This is a genomic window from Tessaracoccus aquimaris (assembly GCF_001997345.1).
GTDB lineage: Bacteria > Actinomycetota > Actinomycetes > Propionibacteriales > Propionibacteriaceae > Arachnia > Arachnia aquimaris.
The window spans coordinates 461615-479675 of the sequence record NZ_CP019606.1; the positions used below are offsets into that span (position 1 = coordinate 461615).

General features: G+C 69.2%; 15 protein-coding genes and 1 pseudogene. 5 read left to right on the top strand and 11 right to left on the bottom strand.

Features of this window, described 5'->3' with window-relative positions; translation table 11 throughout:
* Positions 1 to 10: 10 nt before the first annotated feature.
* The 6 genes from BW730_RS02155 to gndA form a co-directional block, all read right to left on the bottom strand.
* The gene (locus BW730_RS02155) at positions 11 to 943 is read right to left on the bottom strand and encodes a PfkB family carbohydrate kinase (RefSeq protein ID WP_077684820.1); all 933 of its coding nucleotides are present in this window, start codon (positions 941 to 943) and stop codon (positions 11 to 13) included.
* Entirely contained in the window at positions 940 to 2406 is a 1467-nt protein-coding gene (locus BW730_RS02160; RefSeq protein WP_077684821.1) for a purine-cytosine permease family protein, read from the bottom strand. Before BW730_RS02160 ends, BW730_RS02155 begins: the two co-directional genes overlap by 4 nt.
* Before the next feature lie 48 nt (positions 2407 to 2454).
* The gene (locus tag BW730_RS02165; protein ID WP_250637754.1) at positions 2455 to 3162 is read right to left on the bottom strand and encodes an ADP-ribosylglycohydrolase family protein; all 708 of its coding nucleotides are present in this window, start codon (positions 3160 to 3162) and stop codon (positions 2455 to 2457) included.
* Between the two features lie 35 nt (positions 3163 to 3197).
* A complete protein-coding gene (locus BW730_RS19915) occupies positions 3198 to 3455 on the bottom strand; it encodes an ADP-ribosylglycohydrolase family protein (protein WP_250637755.1) in 258 nt (85 codons plus the stop codon).
* A 2-nt stretch (positions 3456 to 3457) separates the two neighbouring features.
* Positions 3458 to 4168: a GntR family transcriptional regulator gene (locus BW730_RS02170; protein WP_077684822.1), complete on the bottom strand. Its 711-nt coding sequence runs from the start codon at positions 4166 to 4168 to the stop codon at positions 3458 to 3460.
* Between the two features lie 149 nt (positions 4169 to 4317).
* Complete coding sequence (gene gndA, locus BW730_RS02175) at positions 4318 to 5751, bottom strand: NADP-dependent phosphogluconate dehydrogenase (RefSeq protein ID WP_077684823.1); 1434 nt, start codon at positions 5749 to 5751, stop codon at positions 4318 to 4320.
* Positions 5752 to 5996: 245 nt separating this feature from the next.
* Between gndA and BW730_RS02180 the strand changes: the two genes are divergently transcribed.
* The 3 genes from BW730_RS02180 (at position 5997) to BW730_RS02190 (ending at position 9285) form a co-directional block, all read left to right on the top strand.
* Positions 5997 to 7340: an ABC transporter substrate-binding protein gene (locus BW730_RS02180; RefSeq protein ID WP_077684824.1), complete on the top strand. Its 1344-nt coding sequence runs from the start codon at positions 5997 to 5999 to the stop codon at positions 7338 to 7340.
* A gap of 80 nt (positions 7341 to 7420) precedes the next feature.
* Complete coding sequence (locus tag BW730_RS02185; protein WP_077684825.1) at positions 7421 to 8383, top strand: carbohydrate ABC transporter permease; 963 nt, start codon at positions 7421 to 7423, stop codon at positions 8381 to 8383.
* A complete protein-coding gene (locus BW730_RS02190) occupies positions 8380 to 9285 on the top strand; it encodes a carbohydrate ABC transporter permease (protein WP_226997001.1) in 906 nt (301 codons plus the stop codon). The genes BW730_RS02185 and BW730_RS02190 overlap by 4 nt, the downstream gene beginning before the upstream one ends.
* A gap of 32 nt (positions 9286 to 9317) precedes the next feature.
* Here the strand turns inward: BW730_RS02190 and BW730_RS02195 are convergent, their stop codons facing one another.
* From BW730_RS02195 to BW730_RS02210, 4 genes are all read right to left on the bottom strand, one after another.
* A complete protein-coding gene (locus BW730_RS02195) occupies positions 9318 to 10583 on the bottom strand; it encodes a dihydroorotase (RefSeq protein WP_077684826.1) in 1266 nt (421 codons plus the stop codon).
* A 2-nt stretch (positions 10584 to 10585) separates the two neighbouring features.
* Positions 10586 to 11530, bottom strand: coding sequence for an aspartate carbamoyltransferase catalytic subunit (locus BW730_RS02200; RefSeq protein ID WP_077684827.1), 945 nt, complete (start codon positions 11528 to 11530; stop codon positions 10586 to 10588).
* Positions 11527 to 12066, bottom strand: coding sequence for a bifunctional pyr operon transcriptional regulator/uracil phosphoribosyltransferase PyrR (pyrR, locus tag BW730_RS02205; RefSeq protein ID WP_077684828.1), 540 nt, complete (start codon positions 12064 to 12066; stop codon positions 11527 to 11529). Before pyrR ends, BW730_RS02200 begins: the two co-directional genes overlap by 4 nt.
* Positions 12067 to 12317: 251 nt before the next feature.
* On the bottom strand, positions 12318 to 13052 hold the full coding sequence (locus BW730_RS02210; RefSeq protein WP_077684829.1) for a hypothetical protein: 735 nt from the start codon (positions 13050 to 13052) through the stop codon (positions 12318 to 12320).
* Positions 13053 to 13602: 550 nt separating this feature from the next.
* On the opposite strand from BW730_RS02210, the gene BW730_RS02220 reads away from it, so the two are divergent.
* Together BW730_RS02220 and BW730_RS02225 are read left to right on the top strand one after the other, a co-directional pair.
* A complete protein-coding gene (locus BW730_RS02220; RefSeq protein ID WP_145952686.1) occupies positions 13603 to 13806 on the top strand; it encodes a hypothetical protein in 204 nt (67 codons plus the stop codon).
* Positions 13807 to 14117: 311 nt separating this feature from the next.
* Positions 14118 to 15437 carry an MFS transporter gene (locus BW730_RS02225; protein ID WP_226997002.1) on the top strand — a complete coding sequence of 440 codons (1320 nt, stop codon included), beginning with the start codon at positions 14118 to 14120 and terminating at the stop codon, positions 15435 to 15437.
* Here BW730_RS02225 and pepN read toward each other — a convergent pair.
* A pseudogene (gene pepN / locus BW730_RS02230) lies at positions 15373 to 17960 on the bottom strand (aminopeptidase N). The gene BW730_RS02225 and the pseudogene pepN overlap by 65 nt on opposite strands.
* Between the last annotated feature and the right edge of the window lie 101 nt (positions 17961 to 18061).

Sequence of the window (18061 nt, forward strand, 5' to 3'; positions counted from 1 at the left end):
CGCCGCCGCCTCATGGGAGCCGACGGAGCGCCTGGATGATCTCCCGTTCGTCGGGGCAGGTCGCCGGCCCGCGTCGGGTGGTCGACAGGGCGCCCGCCACGTTGGCCCAGAGCAGGGCCGTCGGCAGGTCCTCGCCCCGGGCGAGCGCCGCGCACAGCACGCCGCTGTGCGCGTCGCCCGCGCCGTTGGTGTCGATGGCCTCGACCGTGATCGAGTCGATGTGCTCCGGTTCCGCGCCCAGCGAGTACCACGCACCCGCGTCGCCCGCGCGCACCAGGGTCTCACCAAGGCGGGCGGAGAGGCCCGCGCACAGTTCCTCCGGGGTGCTGCCGTCGACGTCCAACCGCTCGCCGAGCAGCAACGCCTCCCGCTCGTTCATGGACCACAACGGGGCGAGCGTTCGCATGGCCTCCAGCGTGTCGAGCGACGCGGTGCCGACCATGGGCGACACGTCCAGGAGCACCCGGCAGACGGGGCCACCCAGCCTCCCGACGAGCCGCAGCAGGGCCGCCTCGTTCTCGGGTGAGGCCAGCGAGTAGCCGCTCATGTAGATCACGTCGTCTGGGCGGGGAGCCAGGGCATCGAACGCGTCGACCGGGTCGCGGGTCTCCGCGCCACGGGTCGAGATGAAGGTGCGTTCGGCGCTTGCGTCGGTGATGGCGACGCAGTAGCCGATGTCCTCAGGGCGGGTCACGCCCGCGTGGCGCACACCGATCCTGTCAAGGCCCGCCCGGGCCGAATCGGAGAAGGTTCCGGTGCCGAGCGTTCCGCAGAAGACGGTCTCGACGCCGAGTTGACGGCTCGCGAGCAGCACGTTGAAGCCGCCGCCCACGTGGATGCCGCCGTCCTCCGCGAAGCCGTCCCCGCCTGGCGCTGGCATCGCGTCGAGTCGAAGCGCGAGGTCGATCACGACCTGGCCGGTGTGCAGGACCCGGCCGCTCATCGCCGCCCCTCCACACGAGCGCCGCCGAGAACGGCGTAGATCGCGCCCGCCGCGACGAGCGCGACCAGCCAGGCCAGGCCGTTGGTTCCGATCCAGGTGTCGGCGAGTGGGCCCGCGAACCACGCGACGGATTCGGAGACCTGAGCCTTGACGAACAGGTAGCCGAGCACGACCGCCACGAGCCAACTGCCGAGCGCCCGCCCTTCGACGCCGCCTCGGTACCAGTAGGCCGACCCTGGAGCCAGGTCGAGCAACCCGTCCGCGTCGTACCTGGTGCGCCGGATCATGTCGACGAGGAAGACGCCGATCCACGCTGTCAGCGGCACGGCCAGGAAGGAGATGAACGCGATGAACGGGCCGTAGAAGCCGTCGGAGATGAGCATGAAGTAGATCGACCCGATGATCATCACGATCACGTCGACGACGACGACGTAGACGCGCTTGACGCGGATGCCGAGCGTGATGGTCGCCATGCCCGCCGAGTACACCGACAGGTGGTTGGACAGGAGCAGGCCGCCGAAGGCCGCGATCAGGTAGGGCACCGCGACCCAGACGGGCAGCGCGTCGCGGACGGCCGCGATCGGGTCGGCCGCGGTGGCGATGCTGGAGTCGCCCGCCGTCAGCGCGCTGCCGAGGCCGATGACGATCACGAGCGGGATGCCAGCGCCCGCCGCCGCGCTCAGCACCAGGGACAGCGCGGAGGTCGCGCCGCGCTGGTAGCGGGCCATGTCCGCCCCCGAACTCGCCCAGCCGATGCCGGTGCCCGCGGCGATGGTGCCGATGCCGACGATCATCGCGGTGGCGGGCCCCGCGGGTGCGTTGATGAAGGAGGACCAGTCGACGGTGGTGGCCAGGTAGATCGCGATGAGGATCGTCAGGCCGCCGAAGATCCAGGTCGCCCATTTCTGGACCTTCAGGATGAACGCGTGCCCCGCGGCCGCGACGACCATGGTGCAGGCCACGAAGATCAGGATGCACACGACGGTCAGCAGGGGAGCCGACTTGGCCTCTGACGGCGTGCCGAGCAGGAGCGTGCTGAGCGACAGCAGCGCGAAGGCGCCCGTGACGGTGTTGACGGTCTCCCATCCGAGGCGCGACACCAGCGTGACGAGCGTCGGGGCCATGTTGCCGCGGACGCCGAACACGGCCCGCGACAGCGCGAGGGTGGGCGCCCCGCCGCGCAGGCCTGCGACGGAGATCAGCCCGACGACGGCGAAGGAGCAGAACGAGCCGATCAGGGCGACGATGATCGCCTGGAACAGGTTGAGGCCGAGCGCCATCAGGGTCGCGCCGAGCGGGATCCCCAGGATGGAGATGTTGGCGGCGAACCACACCCAGAACAGTTGTCCGGGCGTTCCGTCGCGTTGGTCGTCGGGTACGGGTTCGAGGCCGCGCTGCTCGATCTTTGAGAGCACGGCGGTGGTTTGGGGCGCACTGGTGCGCCCAGCGTCGTTGCTGGTCATATCTGTGGGTCCTTGGAGGAGGTGCGGTGGGGGGGTGGGTGTTGGCGGTTAGCGGCCGCGGAGTTCCAGGAGTTGCTCGGCGAGCGGGGCGAGGTCGAGGCGGGAGACCCGCTCGATGGTCGCGACGCTGTCGGCGGGGAAGGCCGTGGTGCCGTGGCAGGCGCCGAGGACGGCTCCGGCCATGGCGGCGATCGTGTCGGTGTCGCCGCCGAGGCGGGCGGCGGCGCAGAGGCCCGCGAACGGGTCGTCCGCGTAGGCGAGCGCGACGCACAGCGCCGCTGGGATCGATTCGGTCGCCTCGACGGAGGTGCCGACGACGGTGCGGAGGCGCCGTTCGAGGGCGGGGCCGTTCAGGCGCTGGGCGGATGAGAGGGCCTCGCGGGACCGGGAGAGCACCGATGCGCGTCCCGTCCAGTGGCCCCTGCGCGGGAGGGAGCCGACCACTCCGACGGCGGTCTCCAGGGCCTCGCGGACGCCTGCCCCCTCGATCCCTGCGCTGACGGCGGCGGCCACCAGTGCGGCGGACTCCCAGCCCTGTTCGGTGTCGTGGGTGACCTGGCAGGACTCGTGGACGGCATCGGCGAACGCGTCGGGCAGGTGCAGCGAGTAGGCGATGCCGATGGGGGTGACGCGCATGGCCGCCCCGTTGGTGGCGCCGAAACGCCCCGTCTCGCGCGGGTCGTCCCCGGCCCGGACGCGTTCGAGGGCCGACTTGGTGGAGGGCCCGAGCAGGTCGAGCGAACCGCGCCGGATCATGTCGTCCTCCCACGCGAGGAGGGAGGTGGCGAGCGTCAGGGGTCGAGGTGCCCGCCGCCCGCGACGAGGAGTCGGCCGACGAGGACGGCCTGCTCGGTGTCGTCCGTGACGGAACCGGCGGGCATCGACGGCGCGATCGGCTGGTCGTCGGCGGCGTCGAGCAGCGAGTCGACGTGTCCGTAGTGGCGCTCGATCTCGGTGGGGCTCATCGACTGCGTCGGCATGCCGAGGGCGTCTCCCAGGGCGAGGCCGCGCAGCGCGGCGAGCGCCCTGTCCGGACGTGAGGTGGTCATGGTCATTCCTCGAACTCGAAGTGAAGGGTGAAATGGTCGGGATCGAGCCACGACTCCACGAACTCGACCAGTTGGTCGTCGGAGTCGAGGCCGAGGCGCTGGGTGATGATGACGCGGGCGTCGATCGGCATCCGCAGCAGCGCCGCCTCCCCGGCACGCAGTCGAGCGGCCGAGACCTCCTGGCGTCCGTGGGTGACCTTCATGCCGGTGGCCCGCAGCGTGGTGGAGACCGAGCCGCCGAGCAGTCCGTGCTCGAGGACGGCGCGGATCCGGTCGTTGGCGGGCAGCGTCGAGATCTCCAGCGACAGGGGAGTCCCGTTCAGGGACCGGACCCGCTTGATCCGGTAGCACTGCGGCTCCGCGCAGCATCCCGCGACGTCGTCAGGGGTGTCGATCAGGTCGACGGAGAGCACCTTGGTGCTGGTCGGCAGGCCGACGGTGGCGGTGGCGGCCGTCCATCCCTGCGGGCCGGACAGGTCCACGCCGTGGAAGGCGACGTAACTGCCGGATCCTGGCTTGGTGTGGACGAGGTCGGACTCCTGGAGCATCGCGAGGGCGCGCCTGATGGTGCCCCGGGACGCGCTGAACTCCTGGGCCAGGGAGTGCTCCGACGCGAGGCGTTCGCCGCTTCGCACCTGGCCCGCGGTGATCCTCTGGGTCAGCGTCGCCGCGATCTTCTCTGCCTGCGTGTAGCCGGTCTTCGATGACTGCATACGAAACAAGATAGGACAGGTTCAGACAGGTGGATACCTCTCAACGGGTGTCTCTAGCTTCTACTCCTCGGGGTGGGTCGCTGCACCAGAAGGAGGGCGCGAAAGAGGGGCCGCCCCGACGGGCGGCCCCTCTCTGCTGTCTCGTGGACTCAGGCGGTCTGCTCCTCCGAGCCGTCGGTCGACCAGTTGACGTGGAACGAGCCGTCCCGGTCGACCCGCCGGTAGGTGTGTGCGCCGAAGTAGTCGCGTAGGCCCTGCGTCAGGGCCGCGTTGAGGCGCGGGGCGCGGGCCTGGTCGTAGTGGGCGAGCGCCGCGGAGAATCCGGGCACCGGGACGCCTGCCTTGACGGCGACCGCCACGACGTCGCGCCAGCCGTCCTGCGCCTCCGCGAGACCCGCGGCGATGGACGGGGCCTCCAGCAGCGTCACCAGGTTGCCGGCGGCGTACTCGGAGCGGATCCGCTCAAGCAGGCGGGCGCGGATGATGCACCCGTCGCGCCAGATCTTTGCGACGTCGCCGATGTTGATGTCCCAGCCGTACTCCTCCGCCCCCATCCGGATCTCGTCGAGGCCCTGGGCGTAGGCGACGACCTTGCTCGCCAACAGCGCCTGACGGATCGACTCGATGAAGGCGTCCCTGTCGGCCACCTCGATCCGGCCGTCGGGGCCCGACAGGGCCTTCTGGGACGCGGCACGCAGTTCGGGGGCGGACGAGATGGCGCGCGAGAAGACCGCCTCGGCGATCGCGTTGACCGGCGTGCCGAGGTTCAGGGCCGACTGCACCGTCCAGGTGCCCGTGCCCTTCATGCCAGCGGCGTCGACGATGACCTCGACCAGCGGCTTACCCGTGGCCTCGTCGACCTTGCGGAGCACTTCGGAGGTGATCTCGATCAGGTAGGAGTCGAGGTCGCCGGTGTTCCAGGCGGAGAACACGTCGGCCATCTCCGGGTAGCTGAGCCCGAGGCCCTTGAGCAGTTCGAATGCCTCGCCGATGAACTGCATGTCGGCGTATTCGATGCCGTTGTGGATCATCTTGACGAAGTGGCCGGCGCCGTCGGTGCTGATGTAGGTGCAGCACGGCTCGCCGTCGACCTGCGCGGAGATCGACTCGAGGATCGGGCCGAGCGCCGCGTAGGACTCCTTGGAACCGCCGGGCATGATCGACGGGCCCTCGAGAGCGCCGACCTCGCCGCCGGAGATGCCTGCGCCGACGAAGTGCAGGCCGAGGCCGCGCAACTTCTCCTCGCGGCGGCGGGTGTCCTCGAAGAACGCGTTGCCGCCGTCGACGACGATGTCGCCCTCCTCGAGAAGAGGGACGAGCGAGTCGATGGTCGCGTCGGTGCCAGCGCCTGCCTGCACCATGATGATGATGCGACGCGGCCGCTCAAGCGAGGCGACGAAGTCGGCCAGTTCGTGCGCGGGACGGAAGTCGCCCTCGGAGCCGTGCTCTGCCATCACGGCATCGGTCTTCGACGCGGTGCGGTTGTAGATGGCCACCCGATGGCCCTTGTGGGCGAGGTTGCGGGCGAGGTTCGAGCCCATCACCGCCATGCCAACCACGCCGACATTCGCCAGGTCCGTCATTCTTGTCACTCCGATCGTTTGCCTACCCTGGGAGCCTACCGGCGGGCGCCCCGTCGGGTGAGCGTCGACCGAGGACCGGGCAGGCCCGAACGTGGGCTGAATGTCACGCCCAGGTGGCGATATGAACACCATCGGTGAGCGATCCGACGTGTATGTTAACGCTGACAGGGGCGCGTTGGATCGACGAAATTGACCCGTGTAACGTCGCTCTGGATAGCCCTTTCATACGTAGATCCGGAGGATCCATGACTGTCCCGTTCACGAGGTACCTCAAGACGACCGCGCTTCTGTCGGTCGCCGCTGTTGGCCTCACCGCCTGTGGCGGAGGCTCCACCCCGGCGGCCACCGACACCCCCGCCGGCTCGACGCAGAGCCCGGCTGCCCCCGCCGAGAAGGTCGAGATCTCCTACATGCACCGTCTGCCCGACGGCAAGGACATGACGAAGGTCGCCGACATCGTCGATCGCTGGAACAAGGAGAACCCGAACATTCAGGTCACCACGACCAAGTTCGACGGTGCTGCCTCCGAGATGATCACGCGCCTCGACACCGACATCGCCGCGAACAACGGCCCCTGCCTCGCGCAGCTCGGCTACGGCGAGGTGCCGGAGATGTTCGTCAAGGGTCTCGTGATGGACGTCACCGCTGAGGCCGCGAAGTACCAGGACCAGTTCGGTGGCGCCTTCGGCCAGATGAGCGTCGGTGGCGTCACCGTCGGCCTGCCGCAGGACTCCGGGCCGCTCGTCTACATGTACAACGAGGCCGAGTTCAAGAAGCTTGGCCTTGAGGTGCCCACCACCTCGGCCGAGTACGCCGACGTCGCCAAGAAGGCGGCCGCCTCCGGCAAGTACGCCACCGTCTTCCTCCCCGACGAGGCGCACTACTGGCTCTCCGGCCAGGCCGCTGGCGCGGGTGCCGTGTGGTACTCCGCCGCCGACGACAAGTGGAAGGTCGACACCTCCGACGCGGGCACCGCGTCGGTCGCCTCCTTCTGGCAGGGCGTCCTCGACGACAAGTCCGCGCTCGTCGTGAAGCGCTGGAGCGAGCAGTGGGACAAGGCGCTGGCCGAAGGCACCATCATCGGCTACACCGCCGCCGCCTGGGAGACCGGTTTCGCCCTCGACTCTCTCGACGGCACCCCCTTCGAGGGCCAGTGGCGCGTCGCCCAGATGCCCAAGTTCAACGACTCTGACAAGACCGGCCCCGACGGTGGCTCCGGCGTCGCCGTCATGAAGGGCTGCGAGCACCCCGCCGAGGCGATGCAGTTCAACGCCTGGTTCAACACCCAGGTCGACGACCTGGCCTCGCAGGGCCTGGTTCCCGCGGCGACCGCGGTCGCGAAGATGCCCGAGAAGATGGAGCGCCAGTTCGGCGGCCAGGACGTGATGGCCGAGCTGAAGATCGCCAACGAGCGGATGAGCGCCGAGTGGTCCTACATCCCGGGCTTCTCATCCGTCGGCCCGAAGATGGTCGAGGCCGCCTCCGCCGCGGGCGCAGGATCCGGCAAGGTCGCCGACATCTTCACCGTCGCCAAGGAAGCCTCCATCGCGTCGCTGAAGGACGCGGGCCTGCCCGTCGCCGAAGGCTGATCCGTGTTGCGCCGGCCCGTCGGTGACGGGCCCGGCGCCCACGCCAGTCCCACCCTGTCCGGCACACGAAAGTCATCCCCATGAGCACAGCCACCGCACAGACCTCGAAGCCTCGCAGGAGGTGGAGCAGGCAGGCGCGCCACGAGGCGGTCAGCGGCTGGGCGTTCTCGCTTCCCTTCTTCCTCTGTTTCATCCTGGTCTTCATCGCCCCGATCGTCTCCGCCGTCCGGGCGAGCCTGTTCAAGCAGCAGGCCGCGGGCGGCGGCCTCTACGGCAACGCCGGCGGCGAGGGCGGCAAGGTCGACGTGTTCGTCGGCCTGGAGAACTACGTCGTCGCGGGCACCGACCCCGAGTTCTGGAAGGGCGTCGGGCGCGTAATGCTGTTCGGCATCGTCCAGATCCCCATCATGATCGGGCTCGCACTGGCCCTGGCGCTGCTGCTCGACTCGTTCCTGGTGCGCCGCAAGACCGTGTGGCGGCTCGGCTACTTCCTGCCCTACGCCATCCCGGGCCTGATCGCCGCGATCATCTGGGGCTACCTGTACATTCCCGAGGTCTCCCCGTTTGCGGACTTCTTCCCGAACATGGAGGGCAACCCGTTCTTCCTGGCGCCGAGCATCGCACTGTGGTCGATGGCCAACATGACCACCTGGACCTACACGGGCTACAACATGCTGATCTTCCTCGCGGCGCTGCAGGCCATCCCGCGCGACCTGTATGAGGCGGCCCGCATCGACGGCGCCTCCGGCTGGAAGATCACGACCCGGATCAAGATCCCGATGGTCAGTTCGGCCGCGCTCCTCGCGGTGCTGCTGTCGATCGTCGGCACCATCCAGTTGTTCAACGAGCCGACCATTCTGAAGAAGCTGACGACCTGGATGCCCAACACCTACACGCCGATGCTGATGGCCTACCAGACCTCCACCGGCCTCCTGACGCCCTCGGGCACCGGCCCCGCGTCGGCCATCTCGATCCTGATGGCGCTGATCGCGGGCGTGCTCGCCGTCGCCTACTTCTTCGCCCAGCGGAAGGTGAACCAGTGAGCGCGCTCAAGCCCACCGTCGACGGCCTCGAGTACCGACCCTCCATCGAGGGGCAGCCGCCGCGCTCGATCGCGCCGAGCGCCATGGCCCGCACCATCACCACGATCCTGCTCGTGGTCGCGCTGATCTACTTCCTGTTCCCGGTGCTGTGGGTGATCTTCGCCTCCACCAAGAACAACCACGACATCGTGTCGACCTTCGGGTTCTGGTTCGGCGAGAAGGTCGACTGGTCGGGCAACTGGGCCCTGCTCACCGGCTGGCAGCCGATGTTCCTGCGCTGGGTCGGCAACTCGATCTTCTACTCGACGGCGGCCGCCACCATCGGAACGCTGCTGTCGGTCTCGGCGGGCTACGCGATGGCGAAGTTCCGCTACCCGGGCCGCTCAGTGATGCTCGGCACCATCATGGCCGGGCTGCTGATGCCGGTGGCGATCCTGACCATCCCGATGGTGCTGCTGTTCAGCCAGATCGGGCTCAACAACACCATCTGGGCCGTCATCATCCCGTGCATGGTCTCGCCGTTCGGGGTCTTCCTCGGCAACGTGTACGCGACGACCTCGGTGCCGACCGAACTGCTCGAGGCCGCGCGGATCGACGGGGCGGGGGAGGCCAGGATCTTCTTCACCATGGTGATCCGGCTGCTCGCCCCCGCGATGGTGACGATCTTCCTGTTCATCTTCGTCGGCACCTGGAACAACTTCATGCTGCCGTTGATGATGCTGAGCAGCCCCGAACTGAAACCGGTCACCGTCGGCCTCTACGGGATGATGAGCTACTACGAGCCGCAGAAGGGCGCAGTGATGATGGGCGCGCTGATCGGCGTGCTCCCGCTGATCGTGCTGTTCATCTTCCTGCAGCGCTACTGGCAGTCCGGCCTGGCGGCGGGCGCCGTCAAGGGCTGACCGCCCTCGCGCGCCGCGGCCCGACCCGCGCCTCAGCGGCGGTAGGTCTGACGGCCGCGCAGGTAGGTCGCCTCGACGGGGTCGGGCAGCGAACGCCCGTGGTACGGGTTGTTGCGCGACAGCGACGCGGATGCGGCCCTGTCGACCGTCGCGACCCGCTCGGGGTCGATCAGGACGACGTTGCCGGGTTCTCCGACGGCGAGCGGCCGCCCCTGGCCGCTCAGCGAGGCGATCCGGGCGGGAGCGTGGCTCATCCGGTCCGCGACGCCTGCCCAGTCGAGACGACCTGGGTTCACCATCGTCTCGATGACGACGCTCAACGCCTGCTCGAGGCCGAGCATGCCGGGGCGCGCGTCGACGAAGGCGTGGTCCTTGTCCTGCGTCGCGTGTGGGGCGTGGTCGGTGGCGACCACGTCGATGGTGCCGTCTGCCAGCGCCGCGCGCACGGCCTCGATGTGCTCGTCGGGGCGCAGCGGCGGGTTTACCTTGTAGGTGGTGTCGTAGCCCATCAGCTCGGCAGTGTTCAGGAGCAGGTGGTGCGGGGTCGCCTCGGCGGTGACGCGGATGCCGCGGGCCTTCGCCCAGCGGATCACGTCGACGCCCTCGGCGGTCGAGACGTGGCACACGTGCAGGCGGGACCCGGTGGCCTCGGCCAACTGCACGTCGCGGGCGATGATCGTCGACTCCGCGACGCTCGGCCAGCCGCCCAGTCCGAGCCGGCCCGAGATCTCGCCCTCGTGGCAGCAGGCGCCGGGGCCAGCAAGGTTCGAATCCTGCGCGTGCTGCGCGATGACGCCGTCGAACGGCTTGACCCATTCGAGCGCCCTGCGCATCAGTTGCGGGTTCATCAGGCAGTTGCCATCGTCGGAGAACATCGTGACGCGGGCCGCGGAGGTGTGCATCAGCCCGAGTTCGGCCAACTGTTCTCCCGCGAGACCCTTGGAGATGGCGCCGATCACTGTGACGTCGACGTAGCCTGCGCGCACGCCCAGGTCGTGGATGTGCTCGGCCTTCTCCGCGGTGTCGGTGATCGGGGTGGTGTTGGCCATCGCGCACACCGCGGTGAACCCGCCGCGCGCGGCGGCCTGCGAGCCGCTCAGCACGGTCTCGGTGTCCTCGCGGCCGGGCTCGCGCAGATGGGTGTGCACGTCGACGAGGCCGGGCAGCGCGATCAGGCCGTCGCAGTCGACGACCTCAGCGCCGCTGGGCGCCTCGTCGACGAAGAGGCCGTCGTCGGAGATGGTGAGGTCGGTGCGCGTGCCGTCGGGCAGCGTCACGCCGCGCAGCAGGGTAGCCACGTTCAGTCCCTTCGATCGGAGCCGGTGTTGCCGGCAAGCAGGTGGTACAGCACGCTCATCCGCACGGCGACCCCGGAGGACACCTGGTCGAGGATGATCGACTGCGACGCGTCGGCGGCCGCCGACGAGATCTCGAGCCCGCGGTTCATGGGGCCGGGGTGCGCGATGCAGGCGCCGGGCTTGAGCCGGGTGAGGCGCTGCGCCGTCAGGCCGTAGCCCGCGATGTACTCGCGCTCGGAGGGGAAGAACCCGCCGCTCATCCGCTCGCGCTGGACGCGCAGCATCATCGCGACGTCGACCTCGGGGAGCACCTCGTCGAGGTCGTAGGTCACCTCGACGCCCCAGTTCTCGACGCCGGGCGGCAGCAGGGTAGGCGGAGCGACGAGCACCACCGAGGCGCCCAGCTTCTGCAGCAGCAGCACGTTGGATCGGACCACGCGCGAGTGCAGCAGGTCGCCGGTGATGGAGACGCGCTTGCCCTCGATGTCGCCCAGATCGTTGGCCCGCAGATGGCGTCGGATGGCGTGCGCGTCGAGGAGGGCCTGCGTCGGGTGCTCGTGCATGCCGTCGCCCGCGTTGATCATTGACGCCCGCACCCAGCCGGCCGCCTGTTGGACGGAGCCGGAGCCCGCGTGGCGCATGATGATGGCGTCGACGCCCATCGCGTCCAACGTCATGAGGGTGTCGCGCATCGACTCGCCCTTGCTCACCGAACTGCCCTTCGCCGACACGTTGATCGCGTCGGCCGACAGCCACTTGGCGGCCAGCTCGAACGAGGAGCGGGTGCGGGTGGAGTCCTCGAAGAACAGGTTGACGACCGTGCGGCCCCGCAGTGCTGGAAGCTTCTTGATGGGCCGCGACTGCACGTCGTGCATCTCCTCGGCGGTGGCGAGGATCGTCTCGATCTCGTCGCGGGACAGGTCGGCGATGCCGAGCAGGTGCTTCACTTGCCGCCCCTCTCGATCGTGACGAGGTCCTCGCCGTCGGTCTCGGTCAGCGCGACCCGGACCCGTTCGGAGCGGGCGGTCGGGATCGACTTGCCGACGATGTCGGCCTGGATCGGCAGTTCTCGGTGGCCGCGGTCGATCAGGGTGACGAGTTGGATCGCGCGCGGGCGGCCCAGGTCGGCCAGGGCGTGCAGCGCCGCCTGGATCGTGCGACCGGAGTACAGCACGTCGTCGACCAGCACCACGGTGCGGTCGTCGATGGTGCCGGGCAGGATCGTGCGTCCGACGGTGCGGGTCGGGTTGGCGCGCAGGTCGTCGCGGTACATGGTGATGTCGAGTTGGCCGACGGGAAGTGCCTGGCCGTCGCGGGCCGCGATGGCGGCCAGACGCTTGGCCAGCGGCGCCCCACGGGTCAGAATCCCCAGCAGCACGACGCCGTCGGCGCCGTGGTTCCTCTCCAGGATCTCGTGCGTCATGCGGGTCATCACCCAGCTCATGTCATCGCCAGACAGCATCGCGCGCGTGGTCTCGTCCATCGGTTCCCTTCCGGAGTCCGAGGCGAATCTACCGCAGCGGCGCCCTCGTGTCGGACGATGCCCGTCGGTCGCGCGGGACGCTCCGACCGGCGCAGGCAGCACGGGCTCGGCAATCGCGGGCTTCGCCAGACTTGCGGTGGCGCGCTCCACAACCGCGGAGACGAGACCGGGCTGCCAGGGCAGATCAGCACCACCATCGGCGACCCGGTGCAGGTCCCCCCGATCTGCCTACGCGCGTCCGTGGGGACCCCTCAGTGGGTGCCCTCGGCCAGGCTCGGTGGGACCGCGTCAGGACGGCCAAGCCGAACCATCACTTCGGCGGCATCGAAGTACTGGGCCTCGTCGGGCGCAACGATGCTGACAGCCTCATCCAGATACGCGAACTCCGTCGTCATGATGTGCTGCGGCGTCACCGTCAGCTCGACGAGGGCGACGCGCCCAGCAGAGTCAAGCCGGAGAGAGTAATCGGCACCCGCCAGCCCCGTGGCTCCCGAGCCGGCCTCGAAGAGATGCCAGCTGTCCTCGAGCCCTGGCCGATCGACCGCGTCGGCCATCTCAAGCGACCTGGCGCGGTGCAGGGTGCCATGGACGGTGCCTGAGTCGTCCTGTGCCGCTGAGGTCGCACCGAGCAGCCAGTACAGGGGAGTCTGCGGCCCCGAGGCCGGAAAGTCGGGGCCCTGGAACCGGAGCCAGTCGGCCTGGTCCGGGACGGCCAGCGGATCGCCATCTCCGTCGCCTTGGCCGATCCACATGAACGCGTCGGTGCCAATGGAGATGACCCTCTGCCATGACGACTGTTCACCCGCGTCGCCCGCGTCGCCCGCGAGGACGGTGTTGACGAGCATGGCAACGCTTCGCTCGGATGGGTTCATCGTGAATCGGGTGGCCCCGCGATGTCCCTGCGCGCTCAGCCAGCTCTGACCGGTGATGGTCGGCGAACGGAGGCTTCTGGCGGCAGCCGCGGCGATCGAATCTGCGTCATTCATGATTCCCCTAACGAAGTCAAAAGCAGAAGATGGGGCCAGTTGCAGTGCGCGGCCTATCGGGCTCGACGCTATCGCTGAGGTTGGGTTGCCATGGGGATGGAACCCACAAGAGTGGCCGAAGAGGTGCGCAGCTCACGGGGCCTGAGCGCGGCGCAGGCGGGCGGTTCTCCCGGCCCATGTCCGGGGGTGAGGGTGGGTCGACCTAGGCGAGGGTCTCCGCGCGGGGTGTGGACATCCGGTTGAGCAGCATTGTGGGTTCGTTCTGCGACACGCCGGGGTTTGTGGTCGTTGTGGTGATCGAGTGTGGATTGCTGCTCAACGCGGGTCGCCGCAGGCGAGGGTCTCCGCGCGGTGGTGTGGACACCCGGTTGAGCAGCATTGTGGGCTCGTTGTGCGACACGCCGGGGTTTGTGGTCGTTGTGGTGATCGAGTGTGGATTGCTGCTCAACGCGGGTGCCGCCGGAGAGGTCGACCGCTTCGCCCAGGGTTCCCGCACGGCCGCCTCGGATGACGCCTGCCGGGGCCCGCCATTTCGGCTAGAGTGCCGACCATGAATCTGCTGCCCCTCGAGGTCCTGCCCGGCTGGCCTGAGCCGGCCCCGGTTTCCGACCTGCACATGTGGCTCCTGCTCGTGATCGGCCCGCTGGCCTTCGGCGCCGTCGTCGCGCTCATCGCGTTCGCGCCCCACTTGGCGCGCGGCGGTCGCGAGAAGACCGACGTTGAGTCAAGGGAACTCGAGGCCGCGCGGCACTGACCGCCGGACACTGACGAGGGGACGGGCCAGGTGCCCGTCCCTTTCTGCGTGCCCGTGAGTTCCCTGTGGAGGCCCTGTCCTTGAGCATGTCTGGTAACTCGTTCGTCCTGGTGGCCGTCGAAAAGGTTTGCGACACGAACGAGCAACCAAACATGCTCAAACTTCCACCCAGCCGACGGTTCGGCACGCCTCCACGGGATTCGGCCTCCCACAAGGAGGGGGCCGGGAATAGTGGGCGACACGGGGAGGTTGGGGGTAGATTGAACCGGCTCGACGTGGAGCCTTCAGCACGATCACATGAAGGGTCCACGATGAGTGAGTTGTCCACCCGCAGGCGGCGCGCCGCGCTGCTCGCGCTAGCGCTCGGCGGCTTCGGCATCGGCGCGACGGAGTTCGTCGCGATGGGCCTGCTGCCGCAGATCGCCCGGTCGCTGCTCCCCGAACTCTGGGCCTCAAGCCAGGAGGCGGCGCTCGCCCGCGGCGGCCTAGTCGTCTCCGGCTACGCGCTCGGCGTCGTGATCGGCGCCTTCACCGTCGCCGTCGCCACCGTCCGACTGCCCCGCAAGGTGGCCGTCACCGGCTTCGCGGTCGCCTTCACGATCGGCTCCCTGCTTTCGGCCGCCGCGCCGACGTTCTGGCTGCTCGTCGCGGCCCGCTTCGTGGCGGCCCTTGCCCACGGCGCCTACTTCGGCTTCGCGTCCCTGATCGCCGCCGCCATCATGGGCCCCGGCAACCGCGGCAAGGGCATCGCCATGGTGCTCTCGGGGCTGACGGTCGCCAACGTGATCGGCGTGCCGCTGATCACCATGCTCGGCCAGCGCACCAACTGGCGGGTCGCCTACCTTGCCGTCGCGGTGATCTTCGCGATCGCGACCGTCGCGATCGCCGTCGCCGTGCCGCGCCAGCCAGGCAACCCGAACGCAAGCATCCGCGGCGAACTCCGGGTGTTTCGACGGCCGCAGGTCTGGCTCGCGCTCGCCATCGGCGCCATCGGGTTCGGCGGCTTCTTCGCCGTCTACTCCTACGTCTCACCCATCGCAACCGAGTTGGCGGGCCTCAGCGAGGGCTGGGTGCCGATCGCGCTTGTCGTGGTCGGCGTCGGGATGACGCTCGGCGTGCAGGTCGGCGGGCGCCTTGCCGACCGGGGCGCGCTGCGGGCGCTGATCAACCTGTACCCCTGGTACCTCGGCGCGCTGGTCGTGCTCGCGCTGTTCGCGTCCGAGCCGTGGGTGCTGATGGTCTTCCTGTTCCTGATGGCCGCGCTGTCGTCGGCGATGATGCCCGCGATCCAGACCCGTCTGCTCGACGTCTCGGGCGACGCTCAGACGCTCGCGTCGGCGCTGAACCACGCCTCGCTCAACATCGGCAACTCGCTCGGTGCCGCGCTGGGAGGGCTCGTGATCTCGATCGGGCTCGGGTTCTCCGCCCCCGCCTGGGCAGGCGCCGCATTGGGGTCCTGGGTTTGCTGCTCGCGCTCTTCTCCGGCCTGCTGGAGCGGCGCGGCGCGCGCTGACTCAGGACGCGCAAACGCCCGGCACCCCGAGGGGCGCCGGGCGTTGTCGTTCCTCAGGCCTGGCGGCTGCGGTCCTGCGCCCGCAGCGACCGGCGCGACTCGTCGAGGCGCTCCGTGACGGCGCGACGCACCTGCTCGCTCGGCTCGTTGTCCTCCAGCCAGGACGCGATCGTCGTGACAAGGGTGTCGGTGATCAGCGGCGTCGGGAACAGCCAGCGAAGCGCCGTCCCGATGGCCGCGTAACCGCGCGACTCCCAGATGCCCTCGCGGCGCGAGATGCGACCGAGCAGGTCGAGGTAGGCGGCCGGGTACGGCTCCAGCACCTCGTCCTGGCCGTAGCGCCAGAACCCCATGCAGATCGCCCGGTGCGTCTCGTTCGGCACGTCCGGGTCGTCGGTGGCGAGCGTCCAGGCCTGCGCCTTGGAGTCGGCGTCCGGCAGCGCCGCCGCGGCACCCGCGGCCGACTCAGCCCCGGCCGAGGTGTTGTCGCGGTCGAGCTCCTCGCCGATCTCGTCGTGGCCGATCAGGCCGAGCTTCGCGAGCGCCGTCACGATCGACCAGCGCATGCCGGTGTCGATGGCCAGCCCGGCAGGGACCTCCTCGTCGACGAGCCAGCCGCGGATCAGTTCGGCGCTCTCCGCGGAGCGGGCCGAGGCGATCAGCGCCTTCGCGGCGAGCACCTGCTTGTCCGACCCGGGGCCGCTTCCTTCAGCAGGCGCGCGAGGCCCGTGACGAGCTTGGTGTTCAGGTCGGCACGCAGTTCCGGTGCCGTGAACGCCAGCGACGCGTTGCCCGCCTGCGCGAGCAGCGTCGACACGGCGGCCATGTCCTCCTCGCTCGGCAGCCCGGCGAGCACCAGCGCGACGTAGTCCTGCGCGGGGAGTTCGCCGTCGCGGGTCGCCTCCCAGAACGACGTCCACGCGACGGCCCGCGCGAGCGGGTCCTTCAGCGCGCCGAAGTTCCCGATCAGCGTCTGGGTCGACGCGTCGTCGAGGCGGATCTTTGCGTAGGTACGGTCGCCGTCGTTGAGCAGTACCAGGTCTCCGCGCTCGACGCCGACCAGGTCGCCGACCTCGGTGCGCTCACCGGCGACGTCCAGTTCGACGTACGACGTGCGCGTCAGTTCGCCCGACTCGTCGAGGCGGTAGACACCGATCCCCAGCGGGTGCGTGCGCAGCGTCGGCCACTGCTCGGGCGCCGTCTGCACCACCTCGAAGCGGGTGAAGCGGCCCTTCTTGTCGACGTCGAAATCGGCGGCGAGGGTGTTGACGCCGGAGGTCTCCAGCCACTCGGAGGTGTACCAGGAGAGGTCGCGCCCGGAGGCGGCCTCGAGCTCGACGAGCAGGTCGTTGAGCTCGGTGTTGCCGTAGGCGTGCTTCTCGAAGTAGGCGTGCACGCCCTTCGTGAAGGCCTCTTCGCCGACGACGGAGACCAGCAGTTTCAGCACCGAGGCGCCCTTGGCGTAGGTGATGCCGTCGAAGTTCTGCTCGACCTTTTCCAGGTCGGACATGTCGGCCGCGATCGGGTGCGTCGTCGACAGTTGGTCCTGCAGGTAGGCCCATGCCTTGCGCTCATTGCTGAACGAGGCCCACGGCTTGGCGCCGGTGTCGTAGCGCTTGGCGATCTCGTCGTTGGCGTAGTGCGATGCCCACTCGGCGAACGACTCGTTCAGCCACAGGTCGTCCCACCAGCGCATCGTGACGAGGTCGCCGAACCACATGTGCGCCAACTCGTGCAGGATCGTGTTGTCGCGGGCGTCCATCTCGCGGGCCGTGACGCGGGAGCGGAACAGGTACTCGTCGCGGAAGGTCACGCAGCCCGCGTTCTCCATGGCGCCCGCGTTGAACTCGGGGACGAAGACCTGGTCGTAGGTGCCGAACGCGTACGGCACCCCGAACGCCTCCTCGAACACCTCGAAGCCGCGCTGGGTGGTGGTCAGGATCCGGTCCGCGTCGAGGTACTGCGCAAGCGACTGGCGGCACGCCACCGACGCGGGCACCTCGCCCGCCGCCGACTCGATGGTGCCGCGCACCACATGGAAGTTGCCCGCCACGAGAGCGGTGATGTAGGTCGACATCTTCTTGGTCGGCTCGTGCTCGAAGCGCCCGAAGCCGTCGCCGATGTCGGTCGGCTCGACGCTCGGTGCGTTGGTGAACACCAGCCAGTCGGACGGAGCGAGCACCGTCAACTGGAAGGTCGCCTTCTGATCGGGCTGTTCGGCGCCCGCGTACATGCGCCGCGCGTCAGCCGTCTCGAACTGCGTGTAGAGGTAGGTGCGCTGGTCGACCGGGTCGATGAAGCGGTGCAGGCCCTCGCCCGAGTTGGAGTAGCGGCACACCGCCACCACCGTGACCTCATGCTCGCCCTCGCCCAGTTCGGGCAGCGGCAGGCGGTAGCCGTCGAAGGTGGACGCGTCGAAGGGCTCGCCGTCCAGGCTGGCCTCGCGGATCTCGTCAGCGATCAGGTCCAGGTGGGTGCCGCCGCCGGTCGAGGTGAGGCCGAGGACGGTGGTCGACAGGAACTGCCGCTCAGGGTCGGCGACCTCACGGCCCGTCAGGTCGACCGTGACCTCGTAGGACCGCGTCGAGATGATCTCGGAACGGGCCGCCGCCTCGTCACGAGTGATATTGGCCGTGGCCATGTCGTGCTCCCTTGTCTCTGCTCGCGCACGGATGTGCGTGTGCTCCAACCTCCCCATTGTTCTACGGCTGCCCGAGATCCGTAGGATTTCGAGCGCCAGTC

Bases quoted from the DNA above. Each gene is read 5' to 3' on its own strand.
- BW730_RS02155 (WP_077684820.1), bottom strand. From the start codon at position 943: ATGAGCGGCCGGGTCCTGCACACCGGCCAGGTCGTGATCGACCTCGCG.
- BW730_RS02160 (WP_077684821.1), bottom strand. From the start codon at position 2,406: ATGACCAGCAACGACGCTGGGCGCACCAGTGCGCCCCAAACCACCGCC.
- BW730_RS02165 (WP_250637754.1), bottom strand. From the start codon at position 3,162: ATGATCCGGCGCGGTTCGCTCGACCTGCTCGGGCCCTCCACCAAGTCG.
- BW730_RS19915 (WP_250637755.1), bottom strand. From the start codon at position 3,455: ATGACCACCTCACGTCCGGACAGGGCGCTCGCCGCGCTGCGCGGCCTC.
- BW730_RS02170 (WP_077684822.1), bottom strand. From the start codon at position 4,168: ATGCAGTCATCGAAGACCGGCTACACGCAGGCAGAGAAGATCGCGGCG.
- gndA (WP_077684823.1), bottom strand. From the start codon at position 5,751: ATGACGGACCTGGCGAATGTCGGCGTGGTTGGCATGGCGGTGATGGGC.
- BW730_RS02180 (WP_077684824.1), top strand. From the start codon at position 5,997: ATGACTGTCCCGTTCACGAGGTACCTCAAGACGACCGCGCTTCTGTCG.
- BW730_RS02185 (WP_077684825.1), top strand. From the start codon at position 7,421: ATGAGCACAGCCACCGCACAGACCTCGAAGCCTCGCAGGAGGTGGAGC.
- pyrR (WP_077684828.1), bottom strand. From the start codon at position 12,066: ATGGACGAGACCACGCGCGCGATGCTGTCTGGCGATGACATGAGCTGG.
- BW730_RS02210 (WP_077684829.1), bottom strand. From the start codon at position 13,052: ATGAATGACGCAGATTCGATCGCCGCGGCTGCCGCCAGAAGCCTCCGT.
- BW730_RS02220 (WP_145952686.1), top strand. From the start codon at position 13,603: ATGAATCTGCTGCCCCTCGAGGTCCTGCCCGGCTGGCCTGAGCCGGCC.
- BW730_RS02225 (WP_226997002.1), top strand. From the start codon at position 14,118: ATGAGTGAGTTGTCCACCCGCAGGCGGCGCGCCGCGCTGCTCGCGCTA.